The sequence below is a fragment of the Arthrobacter sp. TmtSoilC51 genome (genome assembly GCF_055388015.1).
In genome coordinates, this window is sequence record NZ_AP035877.1 from 3,994,765 (window position 1) to 4,020,935 (window position 26,171).

Annotated in this window: 21 protein-coding genes; 6 read left to right on the plus strand and 15 right to left on the minus strand. The window is 59.2% G+C overall.

Annotation, left to right across the window (positions count from 1 at the left end; translation table 11 throughout):
* The first annotated feature begins 255 nt into the window (after window positions 1-255).
* Both ACZ5G6_RS18260 and ACZ5G6_RS18265 read left to right on the plus strand, forming a co-directional pair.
* Window positions 256-1,311 (plus strand): type IV toxin-antitoxin system AbiEi family antitoxin, encoded by a 1,056-nt coding sequence (locus ACZ5G6_RS18260; protein WP_498687083.1) that lies wholly within the window; start codon window positions 256-258, stop codon window positions 1,309-1,311.
* Window positions 1,256-2,107, plus strand: coding sequence for a hypothetical protein (locus ACZ5G6_RS18265; RefSeq protein ID WP_498687084.1), 852 nt, complete (start codon window positions 1,256-1,258; stop codon window positions 2,105-2,107). Before ACZ5G6_RS18260 ends, ACZ5G6_RS18265 begins: the two co-directional genes overlap by 56 nt.
* A 45-nt stretch (window positions 2,108-2,152) precedes the next feature.
* Here the strand turns inward: ACZ5G6_RS18265 and ACZ5G6_RS18270 are convergent, their stop codons facing one another.
* The 3 genes from ACZ5G6_RS18270 to pdhA are packed head-to-tail and all read right to left on the minus strand — an operon-like array spanning window position 2,153 to window position 5,888.
* On the minus strand, window positions 2,153-3,607 hold the full coding sequence (locus ACZ5G6_RS18270; protein WP_498687086.1) for a dihydrolipoamide acetyltransferase family protein: 1,455 nt from the start codon (window positions 3,605-3,607) through the stop codon (window positions 2,153-2,155).
* Between the two features lie 2 nt (window positions 3,608-3,609).
* Entirely contained in the window at window positions 3,610-4,698 is a 1,089-nt protein-coding gene (locus tag ACZ5G6_RS18275) for an alpha-ketoacid dehydrogenase subunit beta (protein ID WP_498687088.1), read from the minus strand.
* Window positions 4,695-5,888, minus strand: a complete 1,194-nt coding sequence (pdhA, locus tag ACZ5G6_RS18280; RefSeq protein ID WP_498687090.1) for a pyruvate dehydrogenase (acetyl-transferring) E1 component subunit alpha — start codon at window positions 5,886-5,888, stop codon at window positions 4,695-4,697. The genes ACZ5G6_RS18275 and pdhA overlap by 4 nt, the downstream gene beginning before the upstream one ends.
* Before the next feature lie 171 nt (window positions 5,889-6,059).
* Here pdhA and ACZ5G6_RS18285 point away from each other — a divergent pair, with 171 nt between their 5' ends.
* From ACZ5G6_RS18285 to ACZ5G6_RS18300, 4 genes are all read left to right on the plus strand, one after another.
* Entirely contained in the window at window positions 6,060-6,524 is a 465-nt protein-coding gene (locus ACZ5G6_RS18285) for an Lrp/AsnC family transcriptional regulator (RefSeq protein ID WP_216926440.1), read from the plus strand.
* A 60-nt stretch (window positions 6,525-6,584) separates the two neighbouring features.
* Window positions 6,585-7,154 carry a YdcF family protein gene (locus ACZ5G6_RS18290; protein WP_498687093.1) on the plus strand — a complete coding sequence of 190 codons (570 nt, stop codon included), beginning with the start codon at window positions 6,585-6,587 and terminating at the stop codon, window positions 7,152-7,154.
* Window positions 7,155-7,587: 433 nt separating this feature from the next.
* Window positions 7,588-8,742, plus strand: a complete 1,155-nt coding sequence (gene wecB / locus ACZ5G6_RS18295; protein WP_498687095.1) for a non-hydrolyzing UDP-N-acetylglucosamine 2-epimerase — start codon at window positions 7,588-7,590, stop codon at window positions 8,740-8,742.
* 160 nt (window positions 8,743-8,902) lie between these two features.
* Window positions 8,903-10,567: a hypothetical protein gene (locus ACZ5G6_RS18300; protein WP_498687097.1), complete on the plus strand. Its 1,665-nt coding sequence runs from the start codon at window positions 8,903-8,905 to the stop codon at window positions 10,565-10,567.
* Between the two features lie 62 nt (window positions 10,568-10,629).
* Here ACZ5G6_RS18300 and ACZ5G6_RS18305 read toward each other — a convergent pair whose 3' ends face one another.
* The 12 genes from ACZ5G6_RS18305 to ACZ5G6_RS18360 form a co-directional block, all read right to left on the minus strand.
* The gene (locus tag ACZ5G6_RS18305; protein ID WP_498687099.1) at window positions 10,630-11,541 is read right to left on the minus strand and encodes a hypothetical protein; all 912 of its coding nucleotides are present in this window, start codon (window positions 11,539-11,541) and stop codon (window positions 10,630-10,632) included.
* Window positions 11,542-11,564: 23 nt separating this feature from the next.
* Window positions 11,565-12,389 (minus strand): hypothetical protein, encoded by an 825-nt coding sequence (locus tag ACZ5G6_RS18310; protein ID WP_498687101.1) that lies wholly within the window; start codon window positions 12,387-12,389, stop codon window positions 11,565-11,567.
* 74 nt (window positions 12,390-12,463) lie between these two features.
* Window positions 12,464-13,564, minus strand: coding sequence for a glycosyltransferase family 4 protein (locus tag ACZ5G6_RS18315; RefSeq protein ID WP_498687104.1), 1,101 nt, complete (start codon window positions 13,562-13,564; stop codon window positions 12,464-12,466).
* Window positions 13,557-15,002, minus strand: a complete 1,446-nt coding sequence (locus ACZ5G6_RS18320) for a hypothetical protein (RefSeq protein ID WP_498687106.1) — start codon at window positions 15,000-15,002, stop codon at window positions 13,557-13,559. Before ACZ5G6_RS18320 ends, ACZ5G6_RS18315 begins: the two co-directional genes overlap by 8 nt.
* 5 nt (window positions 15,003-15,007) lie before the next feature.
* Complete coding sequence (locus tag ACZ5G6_RS18325; protein WP_498687108.1) at window positions 15,008-16,135, minus strand: hypothetical protein; 1,128 nt, start codon at window positions 16,133-16,135, stop codon at window positions 15,008-15,010.
* 68 nt (window positions 16,136-16,203) lie between these two features.
* The gene (locus ACZ5G6_RS18330; protein ID WP_498687110.1) at window positions 16,204-18,195 is read right to left on the minus strand and encodes a glycosyltransferase family protein; all 1,992 of its coding nucleotides are present in this window, start codon (window positions 18,193-18,195) and stop codon (window positions 16,204-16,206) included.
* Window positions 18,185-19,462 carry a UDP-N-acetyl-D-mannosamine dehydrogenase gene (wecC, locus tag ACZ5G6_RS18335; RefSeq protein WP_498687112.1) on the minus strand — a complete coding sequence of 426 codons (1,278 nt, stop codon included), beginning with the start codon at window positions 19,460-19,462 and terminating at the stop codon, window positions 18,185-18,187. The genes ACZ5G6_RS18330 and wecC overlap by 11 nt, the downstream gene beginning before the upstream one ends.
* A gap of 41 nt (window positions 19,463-19,503) precedes the next feature.
* Window positions 19,504-21,390 (minus strand): glycosyltransferase family protein, encoded by a 1,887-nt coding sequence (locus ACZ5G6_RS18340; RefSeq protein WP_498687114.1) that lies wholly within the window; start codon window positions 21,388-21,390, stop codon window positions 19,504-19,506.
* Complete coding sequence (locus tag ACZ5G6_RS18345) at window positions 21,387-22,277, minus strand: ABC transporter ATP-binding protein (protein WP_223934246.1); 891 nt, start codon at window positions 22,275-22,277, stop codon at window positions 21,387-21,389. Before ACZ5G6_RS18345 ends, ACZ5G6_RS18340 begins: the two co-directional genes overlap by 4 nt.
* A complete protein-coding gene (locus tag ACZ5G6_RS18350; RefSeq protein ID WP_223934247.1) occupies window positions 22,264-23,151 on the minus strand; it encodes an ABC transporter permease in 888 nt (295 codons plus the stop codon). The genes ACZ5G6_RS18345 and ACZ5G6_RS18350 overlap by 14 nt, the downstream gene beginning before the upstream one ends.
* Before the next feature lie 21 nt (window positions 23,152-23,172).
* Window positions 23,173-24,903 carry a glycosyltransferase family 4 protein gene (locus ACZ5G6_RS18355; protein ID WP_498687117.1) on the minus strand — a complete coding sequence of 577 codons (1,731 nt, stop codon included), beginning with the start codon at window positions 24,901-24,903 and terminating at the stop codon, window positions 23,173-23,175.
* Window positions 24,900-26,171: a glycosyltransferase family 4 protein gene (locus ACZ5G6_RS18360; protein WP_498687119.1), complete on the minus strand. Its 1,272-nt coding sequence runs from the start codon at window positions 26,169-26,171 to the stop codon at window positions 24,900-24,902. Before ACZ5G6_RS18360 ends, ACZ5G6_RS18355 begins: the two co-directional genes overlap by 4 nt.

The following is a 26,171-nucleotide window of genomic DNA, read 5'->3' on the forward strand; positions in this document are numbered from 1 at the left end:
GGCTGGCCGCGGGCAACTGGAGACCACCAGCTGACCCCCACAGAAAATTGTACGCAGAGTTGGCTGCCTTATTAGCCAAGTCTTTTGTGAGGATTTGTCGAGGATTTGCCCAACAAAGAGCAGGCCTATGCGTCTGTCTCGCGCCTACTAATCCTGGGTCGTTAGCTGCGCACGCTCGAACCCCAGTCGAGGCTTTCAAGAAACGTTCAATATCTAACGCTGTTCAATCTCGTTGAACGAGCTAGAATATTGAACATGGACCCCGACGTTCTCTTCGAAAACTTTCTCCGCCAATGCCGGGATCAAGGCTGGTTCGTTAGACGCATCGGCACCATCCGTAACAAACCACTCCCCAACTACAAGCTGCGCTTGGTGATTGGGGACGTAGAGGCCACACTGAACGCAGTCGAAATCGGTGAGTATCCACTACCGCCAAACTTGGCTCTATCCGTCGCGCGAGCGAGCAACGCGAATTTCGTGCTTGCCCCAAAAATTGGTCCCATGCTGAGCTCGCAGCTCCGCGACATGCAGATCAACCACGCTGACCTTGCTGGGCGGCTTAGCATACGATCGCCCGGCCTGGTCGTGGAGATGGATCCCCGCTCGAACCTAAAGTCCGACGATCTGTTGAAAACATGGATCAACGAACACGACAGAACGACCACAGTAGATCTCACTTCACCAAAGACGGCACAGCTCGTTTTTTGCCTGCTTGCGTGGCCTCGACTAATGAAAGCACCGACACGACTTCTAGCCGAAGTGGCAGGAGTTTCCCTCGGTCTTGTCCCTCGGGCCATCCGCTATTTGGAAGAGACCGGCATGGTCCATGAACGCCAATGGGTTGACTCCGGTCGCGCCTTGACCGCGCAAACGTGGTTAGCCGCGTATCGAAGCAAACTTCGCCCGACCCTCAGCCTCGACCAAATGGAGTCCCCTTTTGGGTTGGACCTAAACCTCGCTGATGCAACTGTAAGTGGTGGGTCCGCGGTCCCGGAATTGATCCACCCCAGAACGGCCACGATCTACATCCCAAGCCTCACATCGGATTTCATACGAGTGAACAGGCTACGACGAAGCTCGACACCGAACATTGAGTTGCGCAAAAAGTTCTGGAGTCTGCCTCCGGACAGTTTCCTAGGCGAGCCTCGCAGCGTTGACGAGTCGCATTTGCTGACTAACGAAACAACCGCACCACCATTGCTCGTCTATGCCGATCTCATCTCATCCATCGATTCCAGGGAACAGGAGATTGCCAGTGTTTTCGTTCGAGAGGAACCTCGACTTCAGTGGCTCAGACCAATCACGCTTTGAACCACTTGCAACTGTAATCAGCACCCTGGCGGCCAAAACGGAACTCACAACGAACGATATGGTCGTCGGCGCGGAAGCAAGAAATCTGCTTCACTTGAGTTTTGGCCTGGAATCTCAGGAACTGAGCACTACACGCGATATCGACGTGGCACTCGCCATGCCTTCGTGGAACGGACTCGACCGCCTGAGGTCAGCCTTCGAGCTCATTGATAGCAGCAAGTCGGCGATACGGTTTCGGGTCGAAACAACACCAGTCGACGTCATACCGTTCGGAGACTTAGAAGACCCAAAGGGCATTGTGCATCCTCCCACAGGTTCGCAACCCATCAACGTTCTCGGTTACGTCTCTGCCTTCGATGCCGCCGAAACCTTTCAGATCCCCGGCACGGATCCCATTAAGGTGGTGTCTCCATCGTTCTACGTCATTCTTAAGCTCGAGGCGTTGGCCGACCGTTCCAAATGGCACAAGACCAAGGATGCGGAAGACATCGGGACAGCACTTACGTGGCTTGCGGATTGCCCATCCGATGAGGACCACATTTACAACAATGAGTTTGATCTACTCGTCTCTAATGACTTTGATCTGACACTAACGATGAGTGAACTCTTTGGCAGGCATCTTGCGAGCCTGCTCGAGGCACCGGAACGTGCACGACTCCTGGAAAAAGTTGATGAACTTGAGCCGGAGAAATTCATTGGCGATCTCCAGCGGGGCCTGTACCGCGGAAGCCCGCCTTACAAACGCAACGAAGCGGCCCAGCAATTCGCAGCATTGACAAAGGGGCTTGGCTCATAGAGGCGAGGTCCAGGGGCGGCGTCAACCCACGCCGCCCCCTTCTGCCTACATATCTGCGAGCGCTCCACCAGGGTTCTCGATGGCGTCGGCGACGTACCGGAGGAAACCGGCCGCAGTCTCGCCGTCGCACACGCGGTGATCGAAGGCGAGGGTCAACTCGGTAACCTTGCGCACGGCAAGCTCGCCATTCACCACCCAGGGCCGGTCGATGATGCGGCCAACACCAAGCATCGCCACTTCGGGGTAGTTGATGATTGCGGCCGAGCCGTCGACGCCGAACACGCCATAGTTGTTGAGCGTGAAGGTCCCTGAACCGAGCTCAGTGGGCGTGGCCTTGCCGTCTCGCGCCACGGTGGTCAAGCGCCGGATCTCGGCATCCAATTCGCGAGCGCTCAGCTGGTGAGCGTTCCGGACAGACGGGACCACCAGCCCCCGATCCGTCTGTGCTGCGAAACCGAGGTTGATTCCGTCAAAACCGACGATCTCCTGGGAGCCGTCTTCTCCGCTTTCAAAGCGCGTATTCAGGGCCGGGTACTTTTTTAACCCAGCAGTGACAAAACGGGCGATGAAAGCCAGTAGACCGGGTGTGTCGTGCGGAGCGCGTTTCTTCAGTTCAGCCCGCATATCAAGCAATGCCGTGGCATCCACATCCACCCAGACCGTCGCCTCAGGGATCTCCGTGCGGCTCTTGGTCATGTTCGCGGCAACTGCCTTGCGAACACCACGGACGGGAGTCCGGGCCGAGATAGGTAGCCCGGTGCGGGAGTCGAGGTCCCCCTCAGCAACCAGCGCTGAAACGGGAGCACCAGGAGCCTCAGGAGCTTCGGGAGCTTCGGGCGTAGAGATCGCAGCTTCCACGTCCCGGCGCATGATCAGCCCACTGGCACCTGAGCCCTGGATGGTCTCAAGGGAGACACCGTGGTCCCGGGCCATCTTCCTGACAAGTGGCGAGATAACCGCACTGAGCTTGCCGGGAATGCGCGTTCCGGCGACAGGTGGCTCGGCAGCAACCGGGGCTTCGGCCCGGGTTTCCGTTTCGCGGTCGACGACGGCGAGGCTCGCCTTCCGCGGGCGCGTCCGGCCACCAGTCACGCCACCAGGAGTGCCGTATCCGATGAGTACGTTTCCAGACCCGGCTTTCTCCTCGGTGCGATACGTCTCGGCGGCAGCATCAACCTCTGGGGAAGCCACCACCCCGGTCGAGACCGCATCTTCGGCAGTGGAGGGAGTTTCCTGCGCAACGGGAGCAGCGCCTGAACGGGCGATCGAGATCAGCGGCTTGCCGACGTCGAGCGTTTGGCCAGCCTCACCGTGAAGCTCGGCCACTGTACCTGCATAAGGCGAGGGCACTTCCACCATGGACTTGGCTGTTTCCACTTCGGCGATCGGCTGATCGACCTTGATTTCGTCACCCACAGCGACGAGCCAGTTCACGAGTTCGGCCTCGGTGAGGCCCTCCCCCAGGTCCGGCAGGCGGAATACCTGCATATCTGAGCTCATGGTCAGTCCTCCCATTGAAGGTCGTCGACGGCGTCGAGAATGCGGTCGACGCTCGGCAGGTAGTAGTGCTCCAGCTTGGGAGACGGGAACGGGACATCGAAGCCGGTCACGCGGCGGATCGGCGCGGCGAGGTAGTGGAACGCACGCTCCTGGACGCGGGCCACGATCTCGGAGGACACAGAGGCGAAGCCATGGGCTTCGGCGATCACGACGGCGCGTCCCGTCTTGCGTACGGACGCGCAGACGGTTTCGTCGTCGAAGGGGACGAGGGTGCGGACGTCAATGACCTCTAGCGAGCGGCCCTCTTCGGCCGCAGCAGCCGCCGCTGCGAGCGCTGTGGGAACAGAGGGACCGTAGGCGATCAGCGTCGCGTCAGTGCCTGGACGCGCAATAGCCGCCCGGCCCTCGGTGGAGGTGCCGGCGTCGTGCTCTGCGCGCAAGGCGTCCAAGTCCACCTGGTCCTTGGACCAATAGAGCTTTTTGGGCTCCATGAACATCACGGGGTCATCGGAGTCGATGGCTTCACGTAGCATCCGGTATCCGTCGGCCACAGTGGCTGGCGTGTAAACCTTCAGGCCGGCGGTGTGGGCGTAGTAGGACTCGGAAGAGTCGCAGTGGTGCTCCACTCCCCCGATCCCGCCGGCGTAGGGGATGCGGATGACCAGGGGCATCTTGACCTTGCCCTTGGTCCGGTTATGCATTTTGGCAACGTGGCTGACGATCTGCTCAAAAGCCGGATAGGCGAAGGCGTCGAACTGCATTTCAATGACAGGCCGCATCCCGTTGATGGCCATGCCAACTGCCATGCCAACAATTCCGGATTCTGCCAGAGGGGTATCGAAGCAGCGCTGTTCGCCGAACTCGGCCATGAGGCCATCGGTGATGCGGAAGACGCCTCCCAGCATTCCGACGTCCTCACCGAATACCAGCACCGAGGAATCGGCACGCATGGCATCGGCCATTGCCGTGTTGAGCGCCTTGGCCATGGTGATGGACTGAGGGCCGCTCGCCTCAGCGGTAGCTGCAGCGGACGCGGCGGCGCTGGCGGTGGCGGCGCTAACGTTGCCGTTGACGGAAGTGGTGACGGTCATTTTGAGCCCTCCTCGCGGGCGAGTTCGCTTGCCAGCAGGTCAGACTGCTCTTTTAGCTGCGGGGTGGGTTTGGAGAAGACGTACTTAAAGAGGTCCAGAGGCTGAACCGGAACATCCTCGCCCAGGCCTTCGCGGAGTTGGGTTGCTACGGCTTCGGCATGCTCGGCAATGCGTTCATTGGCGGCGTCGTCCAGGAGCCCCTTGCCGGTGAGATAGGACTTCATGCGGGTCAGCGGATCCTTCGCTTGCCATTCAGCCACCTCACTGTCGGGGCGGTAGCGCGTAGCATCGTCGGCGTTGGTGTGCGCCTGCATGCGGTACGTGTGGGCCTCGATCAGGAGAGGTCCCGAGCCTTCGCGGGCCAGCTTCACGGCACGGTCCATCACGGCGAGGAGCGCGACGAGGTCGTTGCCGTCCACTCGCTCACCGGCCATACCGTAGCCAACAGCCTTGTGGGCCAGCGATGGCGCCACCGACTGGTGGCTAAGCGGAACGGAAATGGCGTATTTGTTGTTCTGCACGAAGAAGATGACCGGCAGGTGGAAGACGGCCGCAAAGTTCAGGGCCTCGTGGAAGTCACCCTCACTCGTGGCACCATCGCCGCACATGGCCATCACCACGGTGTCCTCACCACGAAGTTTGGCGGCATGCGCGACCCCGACGGCGTGCAGCAGCTGCGTGGTCAGCGGGGTGCACTGGATACCCACGTGGTGCTTCTTGGGGTCGTAGCCGCCATGCCAGTCGCCACGGAAGATCGTCATCGCTTCAACAGGATCCACACCACGGGTCATCACTGCGACGGCGTCGCGATACGTCGGGAAGAGCCAGTCACCTTCGCTCAGGCACATGGCGGCCGCCACCTGGCAGGCCTCTTGTCCGTGGCTCGACGGATAGACAGCCATGCGGCCTTGCCGGACGAGCGCGGAGTTCTGATCGTTGACGCGACGCCCGACGACGAGCTGCTCGTAAGCGGCCATGAGTTCAGCATCGCTCGGCGTGGGGTACTCATGGCCGGGTTCGGTGCCCTGCTCTTCTTGGGAGCGGAGGGTGCCATCCGGATTCACCATCTGAATCTGGTGCCGGGCGGGCAGCATGTAGTCCTCTACGCTGATGCCAAATTTTCTTTGGACGTCAGCAGCTTGGTCCTCTACTGCCGTTTCCGGCGCAGTGTGGTCTGCGTGGATCGTCATTGGTCCGTCCTTCTCTAGCCACTATGTGCTTCCAGTATGTTCCGGACAGCTGTTTCGTATCCAGCTTTCGTTCAAATCATGGAAGAGCATGCAGGAAGTGGCTATTCTGAAAGACGAATTGTAAATGTGAGCTGGGTAACGAGCCAGTCCTGTAGACGAATTGGAGACCACGTGAGCGAGACCGAGGCGGAGCAGACTGCCGTACCCCTGGACGATGTTGACCGGGACATCATCCGCGAGCTCACAACTGACGGCCGGATGTCCATTACACAAGTGGCCGAGAACGTGCACATCAGCCGGGCGCACGCTTACTCACGCATTGCCCGCCTCACTGGAGAGGGGGTTTTGACCAAGTTCACGGCCTTGGTGGACCCGATCAAAGCCGGCCTACGATCTTCCGCCTACGTCACCCTCAAGGTCCAGCAGCATTCATGGCGCGAACTGAAGGAGCACTTGCGCGCGATTCCCGAGGTTCACCACATCGCCCTGGTGGGTGGCGACTTTGACGTCATCCTGCTGGTCCGCGCCACGGACAACATCCACCTGCGCCGTGTGATCTTCGACCAACTGCAGTCCATGGAGGGAGTGCTGGATACCCAGACTTTCCTGGTGTTTGAGGATGTTGATACTCGGTAGTTGATATACGGACTCCAAGGGGTGTGAGGAACACACATTCCGGGACCATAGACTGTCCCCGTGCCCCTCAAAATTGCCTCCGTCACGCGCGGCGTTGTGCGCGCCATGGTAGCGGTTTTGGTGATCGCCATCCTGTGGCTGATCGCGGCTTTTCAGTTCTTTTACAGCCCTCCACAGGGCACCCCGCATCGGACCGACGCAATCGTGGTTTTGGGCGGGCTGAGCAAGGAACGACTTCCCGTAGCCCAAGAACTCCAGGAAAGCTTGGACATCCCCATTTTGGTCGTCTCGACTACGGGCCTGTCCGGCAATGTCGAGGGTGACGCTTTGTGCCACGAAGACGATGACCCTAATTTGATTTGCTTCCGTCCCTCCCCGCTGAATACCCGGGGCGAAGCCAGAGGCCTTGCGGAGCTAATCGCCCAGAACGGGTGGAAGTCCGTCACCGTGGTTACCTCCGATTATCACCTCGTCCGGGCGGGTACTTTGATGCGGCAGTGCACGTCTGCTGAGATCCAGATGGTGGGCTCCCAACCCGAGCTTTCGGCCGCAGCCTGGCTGGACCGATTCGTCGTCGAAACGGGTGGGCTCATGGACGTGTGGATGCAGCCGGAGTGTTCTTCTCACTAAGGTAGATGGAAGAGCTGTCAGAAAAAGCGTCGCTAAGCGGCCGTCAACGGAAGGTGCACAAGGTGAGCGATACACCCCCACGCCCGCTTCCGGCCGGCCGGCATTTCAAGCGTCAGCGGTTCAATCTCCAACTGCCCCAAGGTCCTGCCCGCACCAAACCGTCGGCCCGCACAGACCATCCACGGCCCTCTTCCGCACCGATCCCCATCGTTCCGACACCAGCCGCCAACCATCAACAGCAAAAGCGGCGCATAGCCCTTATTCTCGTTGTCCTAGTGGTCCTGGCAGTTCCTGTCCTGCTTGCCACTCTACTCTTGGCCGGTTAGTCCAAAAACCCTCACCCTTCGCGTGCGTCGATTCTTCTTCACCGGCACCCTCCGGTAGGATACTGAAGTCTTTGTCTATCGCAAGATCGCTCTCTTGGGGGAAAAACGTGCCCAGCATTATGCCCATTTTCGGTACCCGTCCGGAAGCCATCAAAATGGCGCCCATCGTCCATGCTTTGCATGAATCCGAAGAGTTCGACTGCATCGTCACCGTCACCGGCCAGCACCGCGAAATGCTGGACCAGGTCAACGAGCTATTCGGCATCACGCCGGACCACGACCTCGATATCCTCCAGCCCGGCCAGTCGCTCACTGACATCATGACCCGGACCATGACTGGCCTGGACAAGCTGTTCGCTGCCAACAAGCCGGATGCCGTGATCGTCCAGGGCGATACGACGACCTCTACGGCCGGAGCGATCGCCGCCTTCTACCACGGTATTCCCGTGGTCCACGTCGAGGCTGGCCTCCGTAGCGGCAACTTGCTTTCGCCATTCCCGGAAGAAGCCAACCGCAAGATCACCAGCCAGATCAGCACGCTGCATCTTGCTCCCACCTCCACCAGCCGCGCCAACCTCCTCGCTGAGGGCGTGCCTGCCAAGGACATCGTTGTTACTGGCAACTCAGTCATCGATGCTCTCTTCACCACCGTGGACAAGCAGATCCCCTTCACCGACCCCCAGCTTGAGGAACTCGCAGCCAGCGGCCGCAAGATTCTTCTTGTCACCACGCACCGTCGGGAAAACCAGGGCGATGCCATGCGCGGCGTCGGCCGCGCCCTGGCCCGCATCGCTGACGCTGAACCGGACCTTGTCATCGTCCTTCCGGCCCACAAGAACCCGGTGGTTCGCGAAGCCGTGCTGCCTGCCCTCGAGGGCAAGCCGAATGTTGTTGTGACTGAGCCGCTGGCGTATGGGGAATTCACCCGCATGCTGTCGCTGGCACACATCGTCCTCACCGACTCCGGCGGAGTCCAGGAGGAAGCTCCCAGCCTTGGCAAGCCCGTTCTCGTCATGCGGGAAAACACGGAGCGTCCCGAAGCCGTTGTGGCCGGCACAGTGACTCTCATTGGTACTGACGAAGAACGCATCGTTGCTGAGGTGGACCGCCTCTTGAACGACGCCGATCACTTCGACACCATGGCCAACGCAGTCAACCCGTACGGCGACGGCCGAGCCTCCGAGCGCACCGTCGCAGCAATAGCAGAACTGTTGGGCGTAGGGCAGCGCATCGACGAATTCGGCATGACAGTCTCTGTCTAGCCTTGACGGCCCCGGTAACGGGGCCGTCACAAGTTCCGCCGCACTTTACTCGCCCCACGGAAGCTTGAAGATTCTAGTCAAGCCCTTGAGTTTGACGTAGCAGCGCGCCATTCTTTTGCCATAGGTCCAAGGTCTCACCCTACGAGTCCAAGGATCCGCTGTGGCCAACTTCAGCTCTGAAACGTCACCCCCTCCTACTATCCGCGCCCGACATCTAGCGTCCAGCATCTTAGCGGTATTTGTGTTGATAGTAGGCTTCCTTTACGGTTCCCCGGCCCAAGCTGCTACGCCGCCGCCGGTCTTCCCGATTAGCGGCTATTTCATCTTCGGCAGTTCCAGCGATGCGATCAACATTCAGAAACTGACCGACATAAAGTCCGTAGGTGGAGACACGGTGATCACCTTCGGCTCCAGGCTCAAGCCCGCCACACTCGACATGATTCCTGAAGACTGCAATATCAACGGAGTCAACTGTGCCACGGCCGCGGCCACTGGCCTGAAGGTCAATCGATATTTCACATACTCCGATGCAAGTCTCTGGGGCGCGCCGTCCCGCTATTGCCCAAAGGACGTTTCCCTTACGGGCAATGGAAAGCCGTTCACCGTATTCGTGCTTCCTAATCAAGGCAGTAACTGCACGTCCTCCAATGGGGTGTATGACGTCGTGGTAGTAAGCGGCGCCCCGTATGCCGGCACCTTGGGAATCAACGTCTCGCTCGCAAAGGCTGCGACTTCCCTGGGTATGAAGTACTACGCGGGTATGCCAATTCCTGCAAGCCGAACGGACTTGGCTTGGCTGCCAGATGTGTCGTACCTGCCCGCACTTACGCAATTCACGGACCGATTCCTGCGCTACCAGAAGGCAGTAATCAACCAAGCTGGCTTGGCCGGTTTCTATCATTCCTTCGAAATGCCGGTGACTGACGGTACGTCATTCCAGCCCATCTTGAACCTTTACCAGATGCAAAATGACGCTATTTCACGGATTCTGCCGGACCGCAGCGCAATGGTCAGCCCGTACCTGGATTCACGTCGCACTGGCTCAAAAATCACCACTACACAGGTTATGTATGGCGCCGAAAAGATTGCCAAGACTGCCGGGAAGGTCCGCCTGTCCATCGCCATCCAAGACAGCATGGGGACCGGTAAAGGCGGCGCATATTTTGGAAATGAAGCCACCGCCGCAGTGGATCCGTTCGCCGCATCAATAGTTGGAAGTGGGACCTGGGGTGACAAATATCTTGCCCCTAACCGCGACTACTTCGCAGCGGCAGCAAACGGAATTGACGGTACGGGAGCCCAGCTGTGGGGCAACTTGGAAGGAATGGCCCCTGCAACGAGCCAAAATCCTTGCGACACCAACTTGCGGGGTCAAACCACTAAGGCTCGGATCGATAAGCAGTTGCAGCAGATGGGCAACGCACCGGTAAAGGTGATTTCCTTCATGTGGGACACCTACTACACATGCATAGGCTCAGGCGCCTGGGGTCCGCTGGTTGATCGAATGAAGACGGGGAGCATGACCCCGATAATTACCGATTCGATCTTTTACGGTAACGGAGACGTTCTCGTGACGGGGCAAAATCTCAGTGGCGGAACCGTCTATATCAAATGGACGGACACCAGTGGTCGGACCTATGAAAAGACGGTACCGGCCACCAACTACAACCCCAGTTACGGAATCCAGCAAGGTCTCAATCCTCGCTTGGAGTCCGTGACCGCCCAATTGGGTAGTACCTCGCTTGGTTCAGGAAAGTACTACATGATCGATGTGGTGAATGGATCGGGCGCCAAAAATGACGCCTTCTACTCAGATCGAGGCTAAAGGATAGCTGCCACTCGACATACGGGCCCCGCACTCTCTCATGAGGGCAGGGCCCGCATCCGTTAAGTTTGTTCGACGACCTCGGCGGTTTCCCGCAGCCGGGCACTCACATCCTGGGGCCTCGTTTCATGCTGAAAACCGCCATCCAACAGGGCTGCTGCCCAGTCGCCGCGGCAAATCGCCAGTACTTCAAGGAGCTGCCGGAGCAGGTCCTTGGGCGGAGGGGTATGTCCGTCCCCAGTCGCTGGACCCCATCGATCCATGAGCATGTAAACATTCTCGGATTCGCCTACTGCCTCGAGGAACGGCAACTGGTGGTTTTGGATGTGAAACCAGTCACGAGCGTTCTGTACAAAGGCGACGGTGTGAGCGAAACCAGACCGGTATGACTTTACGAGGTCGTGCGCCACAGTTCCGGGCAGCTCTGTTAGTTCGCGGCCCTCCATACCCCAACCGTGCGTCAAGAACCGGTCCGAGGCCGATTTGTAATACCGTCCGAGTGAGGTTTGAGGATTGACGGCCAACGCGAGCGACGTCGGGAAAAACCTTGACACAGCAAGTGTTGCAAATCCGCCGCCGGAGCTGCCGAAAAAGACGACGTTATACCCACCGCTCGCCCGCACGATGCGACGAACGATGTCTGCCAAGGCTTCCTGAAGGTCAGGGTGAGCATCCGATCCCGCATACCACGAGAGCCTCAGCTCCTCGGCTTTCCTCAAGCTCGGATCCGAGATGAAAATCCGGTTCACAGGCAGTCCCGAGGATATGCCCTTCCCGGCAAACCACGGCAATCGCACGTCCTTCTCCGCCGCACCATGGAAAAACACAAACGTGGTGTCTGAACCAACAGGAAGGTTAAGCACCTCGATTGGCAACCCTCGATGCACGATCTCCAATTGACCATCGGGAATGCGATCCGCAGAGAGGAACGTCCCGAGGTCGGCGAACCCGGATGCTACAGGAAGGTCATCCATGGCGTTCTCTCTCCCGGCCAACGTCACCAGGAACCCGATTCACAGAAACGCCGAAGGGTTTCCGAAAGCAGTTCCTTTGGCGGTGGCGTGTGCCCATCCCTCCAGGCATCCACAAGAACCTCGACGTCGTTGACGCCCGAGGCCGCTGCAAGGAATGGCTCCATGTGCCGTTTGACGTGGTACTGATCGTTGCTGTTTTGCATGTAGTAGACCTTGTTCGACAAGGGCTCCGAGTACAGCGGGCACAGATTAGTCACTGGGCGGTTGCGGATTGACGACAGCGGGTCGTATTCGTCTTCCGGAATGCCGTAGGCAATCTGCGCGAAGGAACGGACAGCTCTGGAATGGTACTTGGTTATGTCTGTCTGAGGATTATAAACCACCGCTGCCGAGCCGGGAGTCTGCGACGAGTAGTACAAGCTCGCGAAGCCTCCACCCGAACCGCCAAAATAGATTACCCTCTTGGCACCGTGCGAGCTCACCACATGCGAGATGACCCGCATCAGCAGGGATTGAAGATCCTGTTTGTGGTTTCCGGCGTACCACGCGAGCGCCAATTCCGAGGAGAGGTACAGGCTGGGATCGGAAACAAATATTCGGTTGGCGTTCAGGCCGTTGGAAATGCCCTGCCCCGTCAAAACGGGGACGCGATAGTGCGGTTCGATAGCCCCGTGGAAGAAGACCACGGTGGTATCCGCACCGATGTCGCTGTTAAGCAAGTCAATCGGAACGCCGGCCTCATTAATCGAGATGATGCCCCTAGGCGCAATTCCACGCTCCACGAATTCGTCGATAGTGCGGAATCGGGTCACTACATTGGATGCAGTATCGATGTATTGTTCGCGCAAATTTCTCTTCCATTCTCCAAAATAGTGATCCAAAGACCGTTACTTCGCGTAACCCGCCCGTCGGTCCGTGTAAACTACCCAGTCGCCGTTTCCATGGCAAGCTGGACAGCTGACACGTAGGCCGCGTCGACGGCCGACTGAGCCGCGTCGCCACGGATTGATTGCCTGCCGCGTGACATTTTCTCGTGCCAGGACTTAGGGTCTCGGACCAATTGAGTCACGCGGTGGGCGACGTCGAGGTTGTCCGTCGGAACCTCCGGCTTTTGCCCGCCGAAGTTGCCCCAAAAGCCGCGCTGTAAGTTCTCGCCTTCCTGGAGTCCAACCACACCCTGGGAGCCAGCAGCGACTACAGGGGTTCCCAAGGCCAGAGCCTGGGCGGCACCGCGGCCTGAGGCGAACGCCAGGACGGCACCGCTTAGAATCCTGCTGGCCTCTTGGGAATTGACCCAGCCCATCCAGTCAATTGAAATGTTGGGCATAACTGCCAGCATTTGGCCAAGATGTTCCCGGAAGTCCCCCACGGCACCGCCGGAACCGGCAATTCTTAGTCGCCACTGCAGTTCGCGAAATTCTTGGGCGAGCATCTTTGCCGTCGGCACCACGCTCTCCACCAAGGCCTGTTTATCGCGGTCCATGCGAGCAAGCACCACGATGTCGCCACGGCCATCCCGGACCCGCTCAAGGACTGGTCTGATCGGGCTCTCGAAGAGTTCGTCTTCCACCCCGTTGCGGATCACAGTGATCTTGTGCCCCGGGACGCCACCATGCGCCACAAGGTTTTCCGAAACAGCCGGCGATACAGCAGCGATCACAGCAGCACGTTCATGCCATGTGGAAACAGCATCCAAGTACGAGCCGTGGAAGGTGGCCATGAACGGAATCTTCCAGGCAGCTGCCAATTGAAGGCCGATTTCACGTGAGCGGAACGGGTGCGCATGGATCAGATCGTATTGACGGCCCCTCAACAACGGTTCCAGTTCCTCAGACGTCGCCGAAGGAAGCAGGTCGATGACGCCGGCCCCAAGTGCAAGCAGGTGATCCGTAAGCCGCGATGGCGGGCAGGCCACATCTACGCTATGACCTGCCCGAATCAAGGCACGGACGGCGTATGCAACATTTTCATGTAGCCCGCCCCAGGCTGCCTGGTAGGTTACAAGAATCAGGACCCTAGCCAATTGGCACCTGCTGGTGTCTAAAGGACATAGGCCACGGACGTGGCAATTCCACGAGGCCCGTAAACTTTACGGCTTCTGAGCGCAGAGGATAGTGGCCTCGCCATTCAGACGTTTCCACGGCATCTTCCAGAACAGCTGCTATACATTCTTCGAAGCCATTTCTATACTCGCCGGGGGCAAGTTGCCGGAGGTTCCAAAGATCCGGATACCCCTGCTGTCCGAATGGCGCAAGCGTGTCCACAATGGATGCGTCGCCGGCCTCTTCCTGCGCGGGCTGGGTTGTCAGTTTGTGGCAAAGCTCGTGAAGCTCCATTTGCTCAAAATCCGGAATTCCGAGCCGTGACTCCCACATAATGTTCGAGTCCCAGCCCACTTTCGCATTTCCCTGCGCTACGGCACGGATGTTCGCAAAAGCCGAGCTTTCCCGGAACAGGGTCTCTGCCCGCTCGCTCAACTTACCGTCGCGGTCCATTGATGCTGCAACATAAGCCAAAACACCGGTGGGACGCGTTGCCCATTTTTCCGATTTAGCAATGGCAGATTCGTAGTCCACGATCCACGCCGGTGCCAGCCGGTTAAGGGCACGCACGGCTCCAAAGCCGGAAAGTGACCTGCCGAGGTTGGCGAATTGCACGGGATAGCCGGCTGCCGTGGCAAGGAAGTCCGAGAGCGCTTGGAAGTTCTCCGTGCGTTGTCCACTATTTCCGATTGAACTTGAGTCAACGGTGTGCTGCCAGAAACGATTCCCTCCCAGGAAAGTGGCAAACCGCGTGAAACCACCGCCGATCAAGCCGGGGACTGCGGCGAGAACATAGGCGCTGAAAGCCCTGGGAGCAGCGCCGAGTGCGATTCGCCGGAGTGTCACACCAAAGTCAGAGCTGATGCTGAGGCTGGATGAAAGTCGGGACTGCCCGGGCGCGACGGACTCTGCACTGGCAGCGAAGAGTACTTCCAGGGAGCGGAATGAAAGTTCCTTGACGTCCGTGAACTGCGTCAAAACTTCACGAACTACACCATGAGGCACGCCATCTGGGACCACGCAAAGCGTGCCCTTTTGGCGATACGCGTATCCTGGCGTACCGTCTGTCGCTTCCGGCGGACGGCTGACGAGCCCCTCAAATCGAACGCGCTGCAGTGACGTCCCCTTGTTCTTCATCAGCCGTCGGATAAAGAGCCACACGTCCTCGGAGACAGGGAAATCCGCCGAGATAGTGATCTTCAGCGCGCGCGACTTCAGGAATACTGGGAGCTGCCAGGCCAGGAATACCAAAGTAAACATGTCATTGGAGACATGGGATACATCAATGCCCTGATAGTCGATGTACCAACTGTTGCGAGACTGCAGCTCGAGGTTGCGTGATGCACTAAAGGAGAAAGTGACCTTTGATCCTTTGGCCTGAGGCTTCTGGATCTTTATGTGAAGCGGATCCGTCGCCATGGACATCAGCTGGCCCTCTGCCAGAGCTCTAGGCCTGCCCGATCAATGGTGCTCTCTTCGATCGCCTGGGATCGGCTGAACCCAGCGCTCGCCAGCACGCCGACAGTTGAACCCCCATCGCCCGTCGGAGCCGCAGTCAGGTAGACGCTCTCAACAAGGTGCAAATCGTTCAATACTGCTGCGAGCCTGGCCAACGCAATATCATCCAAGCGGCGGCTGAGCAGCAAGCCAGCTGGCTCGGTGATCAACGTCCCTAGCTCGTAGCCGAGCTCCTTGGCTGCCAACGTGCCAGTGGAGATAGTTTTGAGGTTCCCACCCAGTGCTTGGGCCGCAATGTCGGCCAAACGATCATCAGTTTCCACCGCGACAGTTGTCATACCGAGACGGGCACGCTCCTCAGCCAAATGGAACGTCAGGCTGTCAATACCCCAGTTGACGAGAACAGACTCGGTAACGGCCAGGAAGGCACCGGCCTTCATGTCTTTCGGCGACGCAAGGAATCCCCGGGGTGCAACCGAGCCTGAGCGCGAATAGAGGTCACGAATCCAGATGTGGTTCTGGACGGACGGCCAAAGTGACTCGACCAAGCTGTCCACGGACGGCGCCGGCGGGGTGGATTCTGCTGACGCATCGTCAGGGGCGTTGTCTTCTGCGACAGTAGAAAGTTGCGATTCAACGCTCTCGTCCACCAGCCGGCGCAAGCGCAATTCAAAAGCCTGCTGACGATCAACGTGATCTTGGTAGAGATCGATGATCTCAGCAAAACGGAATCGCTGCTGATCGGAGAGAGCCTGTCCCTGCGATGCGAGGTTCGCCAATTCCTGGCGCACCGCCTTGAGTTGCTGCCCGTCTGTAACCTTGGCCAGATCTTGAACGACTGTTTTAAGTTGCCGGTCGATCGAATCCGCACGGGCGTGGGTCTTGGACTCGATTTGCTGAGTCATGACTTTCAGTGCGGCATGGCGCTTTTGGGAGTTGTTTTTCAGTGTCTGAGTCGTATCCACTGAAAACTGCAACTGGGTTCCAAGCAGAAGAACAGCGCTTGCCACTGAAGCGAAGGGCAGGGCAAGCCATCGTTCATCCGAGCTGAGGACCCAAACAACGATCCCCAACAGCGCCAAGGCCAGCAACACTGCGTGAAGCTGCGTCATGCGTCGGCCAAGGAGTCTCTTAAACGTTCCGAGATTCATTGTGCGCTCCCCTAAACCGAAACGTGGGCAATGGGATCGCCGAAGACCTCGGCGTCGCCCGTAGCGAATAGTTCGTCATCGGCAACCTGCCATGTGTGGCTGCTGACGTCTGCTGAGCGACGGACGAAGTAGTTGAATCGGTCCGCCGCGTAGATCCGGCCACCGGCACCCTTGACGTTCTTGAGGAAGGTTGAGTCCTCAGAACGGCCAAGTGCTTCAAACCGGTGCTCACGAAATACCTCGGCTGGCGCGGTGAGAGTAGCACCGCGAACGAAGTCCGTATACCTGTGCTCGTGGGCTCCATAAGACAGGATCGTCGCGTCCTTGCTCTCGAAGTAGAAGTAGGTCGCCGCTTTGCCTACCAAGTCTGCCTGCGAGAAGTTCAGCGCATGCACAAGGTCAGGCAGGTAGTTTTCGCCGTAATAGTCGTCGTCATCCATCTTGGTGAGGATGTCGCCTTCGGCAGCATCTACCAGCAGGTTCAGGCACTCCCCCAAGGTGACTGCCCGCGCGGCGGAAATGATGCTGACATTGCCCAGACCCAAGTCCAAGGCCTTCGCCTTCACCTCAGTGGCATTGACCTCGAAGCCGTGAGTCAGGATTACCAGTTCCTTCTCCAGGTCTACCTGCCTAGCCGCATTCTCGAGAATGGAGTCAATCGCATGAGGCCGGTACGTGGGCGCCATGATGGACACAGAGCGGTCCCGCGCAGGTACAGGCAGTTCCACGCTAGCCAGAATCTGGTCCACTCGTGAGGCGTAAGTATGGTTCTTCCAGATCTCGCGCTGCGCACGGTGGACGAGTCGTTGTCGATACGACTCGCTACGCATCAACGCCCTCAAGTGTGCGTGGGTTTCTTTCTCGTCAGCCGCGGTCAAAATCGACTGATCGGGGAAGAACCGCTCAATGGCCGGGCTTGGAGGGCTGACCACGGACGCACCGCAGGCGGTAATTTCGAAAATCCGCCTGGCGCACATGCTCGGCGAGTCAACCACCGAGTTCACGTTGAGGAACACCTTGTAGGCGTGATAGGCCGTGACCATTTGCTCGTATGGGAGGGAGCCCACCACGTTCTTATCGAATGGCTCGGGGAACTGATAGTTTTCGTCGTTACCCAGCTGACGCGAGAAGATGTCCAAGCCAAACTTCTGTGCAGCAGGCAGCAAGTAATCCATTTGCTGGCGGCGCTCGGGGTACTTGTGGCGGAAGTACATTCCGCCAAAGGCGATGGCGCGGTCGCGCGTGATCCTGTTCGGCCGCGCCGGGTTATGCATACGGGGCTGGGCAGCGAACGGCAGAACATGGATGCGCTCGTGGCCGAGAGCCTCCACGTATTTTGGTACGCAGTTGATGTCCGAGGTGAAAACAACATCAAAGAGCTTGGCGCTCTTCAGGAAGTCGTCAAAATGGGGCGGATCTTCCTTGTTCCAGAAGACCGTTGGTATTCCCTGCTCCTTGCACCAAGCAACGAGCTCGCTGATCTCTGCACGCGGAGCCAGGCTGCCCGTCAGTTGGTACAGCCAGGAACTGTTGTTTCCCTGCCAGGCCGATTCAACGAACAGAAGGTCCGGCTTCGTCTCCTGTAGTTGGGCCTTCCACGTCTTCGGCTCCACCGCAATATTGTTCCACTCATAGGAAAAGGCGGTCTGAGAGAAGGGATCCAGAATCGAGGCCACGGTGATGTCGGCAACTTGGCCATTTCCTGCAACGGCCTCCATTGCTGGGAACGAGGCTCGGTCAAGGACTTTCGCTTTGGCAGCGGCTGGAGCCTGTTTCTGGGTGGGAGCTGATTTCGTTTTCGGGCGCTGCACCGAAGAGTCGTTAGTCAAACGGCCTTGCCAACGGGTAGCGTCTTGAAGCAGCCATTCAACTTCTTGTACCGCAGCTTCAATGCTTGCTGCGGCGTCGCCCGAGATCTGCCCTTCGGCAAGGCGACGGCGAAGGCGGGCGACTGCTGCCGGAGTCTGGTCTCCGTGCCAGGATGCTGTCCGCTCAGAGGGCATTCACGGTCTCCTGCTCAAGCGTCAACGCACCACGCGTATCAATGACGATCTTGCCCTGCAGCAGCTCCGGCGCAACGGTCTTGACGTCATCGTGGTCCACCAAGACAACAACAACCTCTGAGCGCTCAATGGAATCTTCGATCGAAACGAGCTCAACGTTGCTGCGATTAGCCAGCTGCTTGGGGAGTTCTTCGACGTGCGGCTCGGCAACGTTGATACGGCGGTCCTGCAGAGCATCGGCCAGGTGCGCCGCAATCTCGATAGCCGGTGATTCGCGGAGGTCGTCGATGTTGGCCTTGAAAGCCAGTCCAAGGACAGACACCTCTGCCGTGGAGGGGAGCTCCTCCAAAGCGGCGACAACCTTTTCGAAGACCCACTCAGGCTTCGAGTCATTGACTTCGCGGGCGGTACGGATCAGGCGGGATTCCTCCGGAGCCGCTGCAACAATGAACCACGGGTCCACGGCGATGCAGTGTCCACCGACGCCAGGACCCGGCTGCAGAATGTTGACGCGCGGGTGGTGGTTGGCCAGGCGGATCAGTTCCCAAACGTCGATACCCAGCTTGTCGCTGATGACAGAAAGCTCGTTGGCGAAAGCAATGTTGACGTCGCGGTAGGAGTTCTCCACCAGCTTGGCCATTTCAGCGGTGACGGCATCCGTGGTGAGGATTTCGCCCTGGCAGAAGACGGCGTAGAGATGCTTGGCCTTCTCTGCTGCCTCAGCGGTCATGCCGCCCACAATCCTGTCGTTGGTGACGAGTTCAATCATGACCCGTCCCGGAAGGACTCGCTCAGGGCAATGTGCCACGAGGATGGCAGGCTTCGAGTCGGAACCATCAAGGCTGAGGTCCGGCCGGAGGTCCAGAATGTAGTTGGCCATGTGCTCTGTGGCGCCGGGAGGGGAGGTGGATTCCAGGATCAGGAGCTCACCACCTTGGAGCTGAGGCGCGATGCCACGGGCTGCGGCCTCAATGTAGCTCAGGTCAGCGGAGCGGTCTTCCTTGAACGGCGTGGGCACTGCAACGATGTAGGCGTCCGCCTGGGGCGTTGACGTGCTGGCGCTCAGGTGGCCCTGGCTCACGGCGCCGGAGACGTGGACTCCGAGGTCAGGCTCCACGAACGGGACCTGTCCAGCGTTGACGGCGTCAACCGTACGCTGGTTAACATCAACGCCAATTACCTCGATCCCGTTGGTTGCAAGGATGGCGGCCGTCGGAAGGCCAATGTATCCGAGGCCGATGACGGCCACTCGATTGATGGTGTTCAAAGCAAAGTTCCCCTTTTTTGTTTACAGCATTGTGAGTCTGGCTAGAGCGTGACGTGTTCTGCAGGGTTTCCCCAGAACTTGACCTCTCCGGAGGCGAGAAGTTCGTCGTCGGAAGCAGTCCAAGTGTGTCCTGAGCCGTTCCGGAGTTGGTAGTAGTTGTATCGGTCGGAGGAGTAGATCCGTCCCCCTGATTCGGTCACCGCGTTGAGGAATGCTGTGTCCTCGCCGCGACTTCTCTCCTCAAATGGATTCTTTTCGAAGACAGAGCGGTTCGCCATGATCGTTGGACCCATCACCATGTGGCTGAACCTGTGTTCCATGTGTCCGAAGCGGTACACAGCAGCGTTACGGCTTGAGATGAACATGAAGTGGGCGAACTTGCCCACCACGTCAGCGCCGGAATACATGAGCGCGTTCAACTGGTCCTTCAGATAGTCCGGACCGTAGTAGTCGTCGTCGTCCATCTTGGTGAGAACCGAGCCCTTGGAAGCCGCAACACAAAGGTTCAGGCAAGCTCCCAAGCTGAGCGATTCCGGCGCTTCGAGAAGAGTCAACTTGGGCACGTTGTACTTCTCGCGAAGCCCCTCAATCGTGGAGGTCTCAGGCGTAAACCCATGAGTCAGGAGGACCAGTTCAACGTCCACTCCGCGCTGCGAAGCAATGGTGCTGAAGACGTGCTCCAACTGTTGGGGACGGATGGTGGAAACCAGCGCGCTGACCGCCTGGGGTTCAACAGGCTGGGACCTGGCAGGCAAAGCAGCCGCCACGACTTCCTCTGCGCGGTGGGCATAGGTGTGCTCCGCCCAGATCCGTCGCTGGGCAAGGTGCACCGAGCGATCGTTGAGTTCGGTACTTCGCATGAGAGCCTTGATGACATCCGAGGCCTGTTCAGTGGTGTCCACGCTGTGAATTTCACTGTCAGGGAAGAACCGGGGAAGGGCCGGGCTCGACGTGGTGACTACTGGCGTTCCAGCAGCTGTGATCTCGAAGATGCGGCGGGCACACATGCTGGGTGAATCAACAACGGAATTTACGTTGAGGAACACTTTGTACGACTTGTATGCCGTCAGCATCTGGTCGTACGTCAGTGACCCGACGACGTGCGAATCGTAGGGAGGCGGGAACTGGTAGTCCGGGTCACCGCCCAACTGCCGCGAGAAGATCTCCAAACCGTTCTTGAACTTCGAAGAGGCAGAGATCGCCCCATCCAGCAGGAGCTGCAACTGCTCACGGCGTTCCGGGTACTTGTGGGCGAAGTACATGCCGGCGAAGGCGACGTCCCGGGAATGCCGGCCGTTGGAGGGCCGGACAGGGTTGTGGATGGCAGGCTGGGCCGCGAAAGGCAGGACCGCAATCCGGTCATGCCCCAAGGCCTCCCGGTAATCGGGGAGTTTGTTCTCGTCCGAGGTGAAGACAAAAGAAAACTCACGTGCCGCCGGAAGGAAGTCCTCGAAGTGGGGCGGATCCTCCTTGTTCCAAAAGACGGTGGGAATGCCCTGCTCGCGGCACCATCGGATCAGCTCAAGAAATTCGGGCTTGGGTCCGTTAGGCCCCGAGAGCTGGTACTGCCACGAACCGGCATTGCCATTCCAGGCCGACTCGACGAACACGAAGTCAACAGCCTGTTCTTCGAGCTGCTGCAGCCAAGTGTCCTTCTGCAGGAAAACCACGTTCCACTCATAGGCAAAAGCCTTGCCGGAGAAGTCATCCAGAATGACGCCCACTGTGAGGTCATCTCGGCGGGGAGGTACGGAGGGGTATTCGAAGGGCGCAAAGGAAAGCCCGCTGCGGAGCATGGTCCCCTGCGCGTTCCGCACGCCGCTCGGGGACTGTGCGCGCTGGCGGCGGTACCACGATCTCAACTGTGACAGGCCGCCATGCCGGAGATGCCATGCCGCTGTACGAACATTCGAAATCAAACCCGTCATGCCCGGCTCCTGCGCATCTTGCTCCTTGCCAGGACTTCAGTCATTTGCAGATTGGCACGAGCTTCGTCGCGGACACGTGCAGCGGAGAGGTTGTTTCCCTTGGCCAAATTACCGGTAAAGTCCTGATAAGCGCGAACGGTCTCTTCCGGTTCGCCATCCATGATCAGGTGTCCCTTGTCCAGCCAGAGGACCCGGCTGCACATCTTGGTGATGGTGTCCAGGGAGTGGCTGACCAGGAAGACACAGCCAGCCTGTTCGCGCAGTTGGTCCATCCGACGCTTGCTTCGATCGCCGAACTGGGCGTCACCAGTGTTCAGGGCTTCGTCCACCAGAAGAATCTCTGGGTCGATGCTCGCGGCGATGGCGAAGCGGAGTCGCGAGGCCATGCCCGATGAATATGACTTCATGGGCAGGTAAATGGAATCTTCCAGCCCACAGAGTTCAACGATGCTCGCGAACTTGGCCTCGACTTCCTGCCGGCTCATGCCCATGGCTAGGCAGCCGAGGACCACATTTTGGTGCCCGGACAAGTCGGGCATCAGCGCAGCATTCACACCGAGCATGATCGGTGTACTTGAAGCGAAGATCGCTCCGGAGGTTGGACGCATCTGACCGCTTATGAGTTTCATCAGAGTGCTCTTGCCAGAGCCGTTGCGGCCGATGATTCCCACGGACTCGCCGCGTTCAACCACCAAGGACAGTTCGTAAAGCGCGCGTACCGTCACGGTGTTTGGCCTGCGGCCCAGCCGGCTCAGGAAACTGGTGTCCCGGCGTTCTTGCGCAACTGCTTCCGAGTCCGTTGTGACCACACGGTATTCCATCGCAGCACGGTCAACCACCACGCACGGGTGGCCTTCAACCTCCAGGACTTGCTCATCCGCGACCATAGGACTCCTCCCCTTGCCAGAAGAAGACCATACCCACAAGAAGTGCACCCAATGCCCAGACGGCCAGGGTCGCCCAGGACTGCCAGGTGGGTGATTCGGCGTAAAGGATGCAATCCCGAAGGATGTCGATGACGTTGAACAACGGGTTCATCTTTAGAACGGCAAGAAGGTCGGGGTGTGTCACGAACTTCTCGTAGGAGTAGAAGATTGCGGAGCCATACATCCACGCGCGCATGAAGAACGGCAGTAGATGGGTAGCATCGTGGACGCGCGAAATGATGCGGGCCAGAATCAGTCCCACGCCAAGATTGAAGACTGACTGAAGCAAAAGTGCCGGGATGATCAGTAGCCACAGCCACGTGATTTTCTCGACCGGCGGGATCAGGGTAATGATCAAAAGCATCGCGAGGATCAGCGGCACGTTGGACATCATTTCCCGGATGTTCATGCCGATCGGCAAAGTGGCCCTGGGAAAATTGAAAGCCTGGACCACGGACTTATTGCTGTGGATGGAACGGGCACCGCTTGTTATGGCTCCCGATGTGCCCTGGAATATGAAGATTCCAATCACCAGGTAGCCGACGTAATTCTCAATGCCGCCGCTGGTCTGGAGCAGGATGCCGAAAATAACGTAGTACGTCAGGCCGTTGAAGATCGGGTTGAGCAGCAACCATGCGCTACCCAAACGGTCTCGTCGGGTGCCACTCTGCACCCTGGCGCGGGCGTCATAGAAAATGAACTCACGGAAGTCCCAGAGCTGAACCAGATAGTCCAGAAAGCCCGGACGCGCACCAACGCGCGTCAGGCGGCGCATGTCCACAGCCAGTGGTTGTACCAGTGCTGGCTCGGGCAGTAGTGCTTTCTTCGCCGACATCAGCTGACCCTCCTTACGTAGTTAGACGCCCAAATTTTCATAAGCCCGAATGTATGCCCGGGCATTCGCCTGCCACGTCCTCGTAGCCAATACTTCCTGCCTGCCCGCGGCGCCCAGCCGCTGGCGCAAAGCTTCATCGTCCAGCAATTCGAACAACACCTCAGCCAGCCCCTCCGGATCCTCAGCGTTCGCCACCCTGCCGTTTACGCCGTCGTGCACTATCTCCCGCAAGGCGTCCAGATTACTGGCCACCACTGGCCGGCCAGAGGCCAGTGCCTCCACAGGTTTGAGCGGCGTCACGGCCCGGGTCACAGCCAGGTCCTTGCGTGGAACCACAAAAATATCCAGCGCCAAGTGGTGCAGACGAGCCCGCTCCGGAGGGACGCGGCCTGTAAATATGGTTCGTTCCGAAATTCCCAGGCGCCGGACTTGGTCCTGAAGAGCGGGCGCGGCAGTGCCGTCCCCAACCAAGACCAGCTTCAACTGTGGCAGCCGTGGCGCAAGCAGCGCAAATGCGGTGACCAGATCGTCGAGGCCCTCGTAGTCGACAAGGCTGCTTACTGTCCCGATGTAAAGCCCGTTCGGGTCCAATCCCAAAGCCCGCCGCGCATCGCCGTGATTAAGCGGTTCTTCCAGGTACGCGCCGCCCACGGCGTTGGGGCATATCAGGATTTTGCTGTCCGGGACGCCCATGGCCACGATGTTGTGTTTCATGGATTCGCCGAGCGTCACCACGAGGTCCGCGCTCTGCATGACGTCGGCTTCGCGTTCGGTAAAGAGCTTGTACCGTTCACTCCGGCGAGCTTCCTCGCCGCGCGTCGAGGCCCACGTGTCAGCCAATTGCCCACGGACCTCGTAGGCCCAGGGGACGTCCAGGGCTTTTGCAACTTCCCGGGCCACCAGGCCGTTGACGAAGTGGGTGGTGGTGTGGAGAACCGACGGCCTGAAGTCTCGGGCAAGGGACAAGATGCCTTCGGCCTGCTGCTGTAAGCGACCATGCATGGATGGCTGCATCCGGGCAGGCAAGATACGTTCGTAGCGCACGCCATCGACGACGTCATACTGGCGGGCTGTCAAGGCGCCGATCTGCACGGGGTAACCCAGGCGGGTTACGGCCATGGCTTCCCAACCGGCGTCCTGTTGAGCGGTGAGGATCGAGTGGCTGCGCCGGGCATAGCCACTTCCGGTGTGCGGCACGGAATTCGTCAGCAGGTGCAGGACCCTGCGCGGTTGCGGTTTCACTGCAGACGCAGTCAGCTGTGGACGCCACCCTTGGAAGACGCGGACTTCGGACTCAAGCCGCTGCCGCTGTTTTCCAGTCCCGCCCGGCTCGCCAGCGAGGACGACGACGGCGCCACTCATGTCGCCGTCGTACCACTTGCGCCTGGCGAGGGTCGCCGGAGTCCGCGTCGCCCCTGCGGCGAGGGGCAGGAAGACATCCGCCCACGCTGGCTGGCCGGCAGCGATGGCTACTTCTGCAGCCCTTCGGGCGCGTTCGCCATCAAGGCCGGCGCGGACAGCATGCTCAAACCGACGGGTAAGCCCCGCGGTGTCCCCCGCCGCGTGGCTAGCCAGCAGGAAGAGTGGACGGGCGGAACTGGGAGCAAGCGTGGCCAGGAAACGAGCCAGCGGCCTGACGATCCTGGACGGCAGCCGGCGAAGGACCTGGAGGAACAAAACAAAGGGCGACTCAGTGAGGTGCTCTGACACGGTTCCTGCAGTCAGCGCGATGTTCTTGAGGAGTTGGATCACTTAGTCCCCCGAGCATCGGCTGGCTCCGGACTGATCAACGAGGTTATTGAGTCCATGTATCGCAGGGCCAGCTGCGAGTAGTCGGCGTTGTCCCTGACCCAGTCGCGTCCGCTTGTGCCTGAGGCCAGCCTGCTTCGGTCCTCGGAAAGCTCCCGCCATAGCTGCGCCACTGCTTCTGCGTTCGCCGCGACGACGTCACCTCCGCCGGCTTCAATGATGATGCGTTCAGCTTCACCCCGAACCACGGCGGTGACGTGCCTGCCGATGGCCAGAACCTCGTAGGTCTTGGACGGGACAGTGGTCTCGAACGACTTCCAGTCATCTCGCAGGGAGACGATGCACGTATCGGCTTCACGGTATTTGTCCATGACTGCCTGCCCCTGCAATGAAGGGAAGAAGGTCACGGGCGCGTTGAGTTCGCGGGCCAATTTCACCAATTGCGGACGGCTCGTGCCGTGACCTACCAATGTCAGGTGGAATCCCTCGCCCAGAAGTGCACTTGCCCTGATGAGGATGTCCAGGCGCTGGCTTTTGCCATGATTCCCGAGGTACACGGCATGAAAGACGTCCCGTTCCAAGGCCGGGGGCTCAAGGAAAGGCATGGAGTTTAGATCGAGGCCATTGCTCACGGTGACGACGTTCTTGATGCCGCGGTCCCGCAGGGTCTCTGCAAAGCCGTCGGTAACCGTGACAACCAGGTCCGCCCGCTGCTGGACGAACTCAACCACACGCTCCACCAGGCTTTTGACGCTGCCTTGCACGATTCGCGCGTCGCGGGCCAGGTCCGGCCAGGCATCCCGCATCTCGACGATGAAGGGCACCCTGCGAAGTCGGGAAAGTACGTATCCAGTAGCCAGCGTCGGGAGGCTCGGTGCGGTGGCGAGAATCGCGTCCGGTTTCTTGCCGCCCAAACCTATGGGAACGGACATAACAGCGGAGAAGAGTTGGTCAGCGAAGCGTGCGAGTGGCGATGTGCCAAGGTGCCGCAGGTACGGCACGCGCCTGATGGTTTCGCCGTGCGGGCCTTCCTGGTGTGCAAAAGCGAATCCGGCCTTTCGCCGGGGCAGATCCCGCTTGCCGTTGGGATAGTGCGCGACGGGAGCGACGACGTCGACGTCCCAGCCTGCCTTCCGGAATTCCCGGGTCAGGGACAGCCAACGGCGCTGCGGCGGGCTGTGCTCCGGCCAATACGAGTGGGTGAGCAGCATTAGACGCAACGGGAATGCAGGATTTACGGCAGCCGCGTCCCTGGGGAGGGAGGTATCCAT

Excerpts from the sequence above, each read along its gene's own strand:
- ACZ5G6_RS18340 (WP_498687114.1), bottom strand. The coding sequence starts at position 21,390 with ATGACGGGTTTGATTTCGAATGTTCGTACAGCGGCATGGCATCTCCGG.
- ACZ5G6_RS18360 (WP_498687119.1), bottom strand. The coding sequence starts at position 26,171 with ATGGATACCTCCCTCCCCAGGGACGCGGCTGCCGTAAATCCTGCATTC.
- ACZ5G6_RS18260 (WP_498687083.1), top strand. The coding sequence starts at position 256 with ATGGACCCCGACGTTCTCTTCGAAAACTTTCTCCGCCAATGCCGGGAT.
- ACZ5G6_RS18305 (WP_498687099.1), bottom strand. The coding sequence starts at position 11,541 with ATGGATGACCTTCCTGTAGCATCCGGGTTCGCCGACCTCGGGACGTTC.
- ACZ5G6_RS18330 (WP_498687110.1), bottom strand. The coding sequence starts at position 18,195 with ATGCCCTCTGAGCGGACAGCATCCTGGCACGGAGACCAGACTCCGGCA.
- pdhA (WP_498687090.1), bottom strand. The coding sequence starts at position 5,888 with ATGACGATCCACGCAGACCACACTGCGCCGGAAACGGCAGTAGAGGAC.
- ACZ5G6_RS18275 (WP_498687088.1), bottom strand. The coding sequence starts at position 4,698 with ATGACCGTCACCACTTCCGTCAACGGCAACGTTAGCGCCGCCACCGCC.
- ACZ5G6_RS18270 (WP_498687086.1), bottom strand. The coding sequence starts at position 3,607 with ATGAGCTCAGATATGCAGGTATTCCGCCTGCCGGACCTGGGGGAGGGC.
- ACZ5G6_RS18345 (WP_223934246.1), bottom strand. The coding sequence starts at position 22,277 with ATGGTCGCGGATGAGCAAGTCCTGGAGGTTGAAGGCCACCCGTGCGTG.
- ACZ5G6_RS18320 (WP_498687106.1), bottom strand. The coding sequence starts at position 15,002 with ATGGCGACGGATCCGCTTCACATAAAGATCCAGAAGCCTCAGGCCAAA.
- ACZ5G6_RS18350 (WP_223934247.1), bottom strand. The coding sequence starts at position 23,151 with ATGTCGGCGAAGAAAGCACTACTGCCCGAGCCAGCACTGGTACAACCA.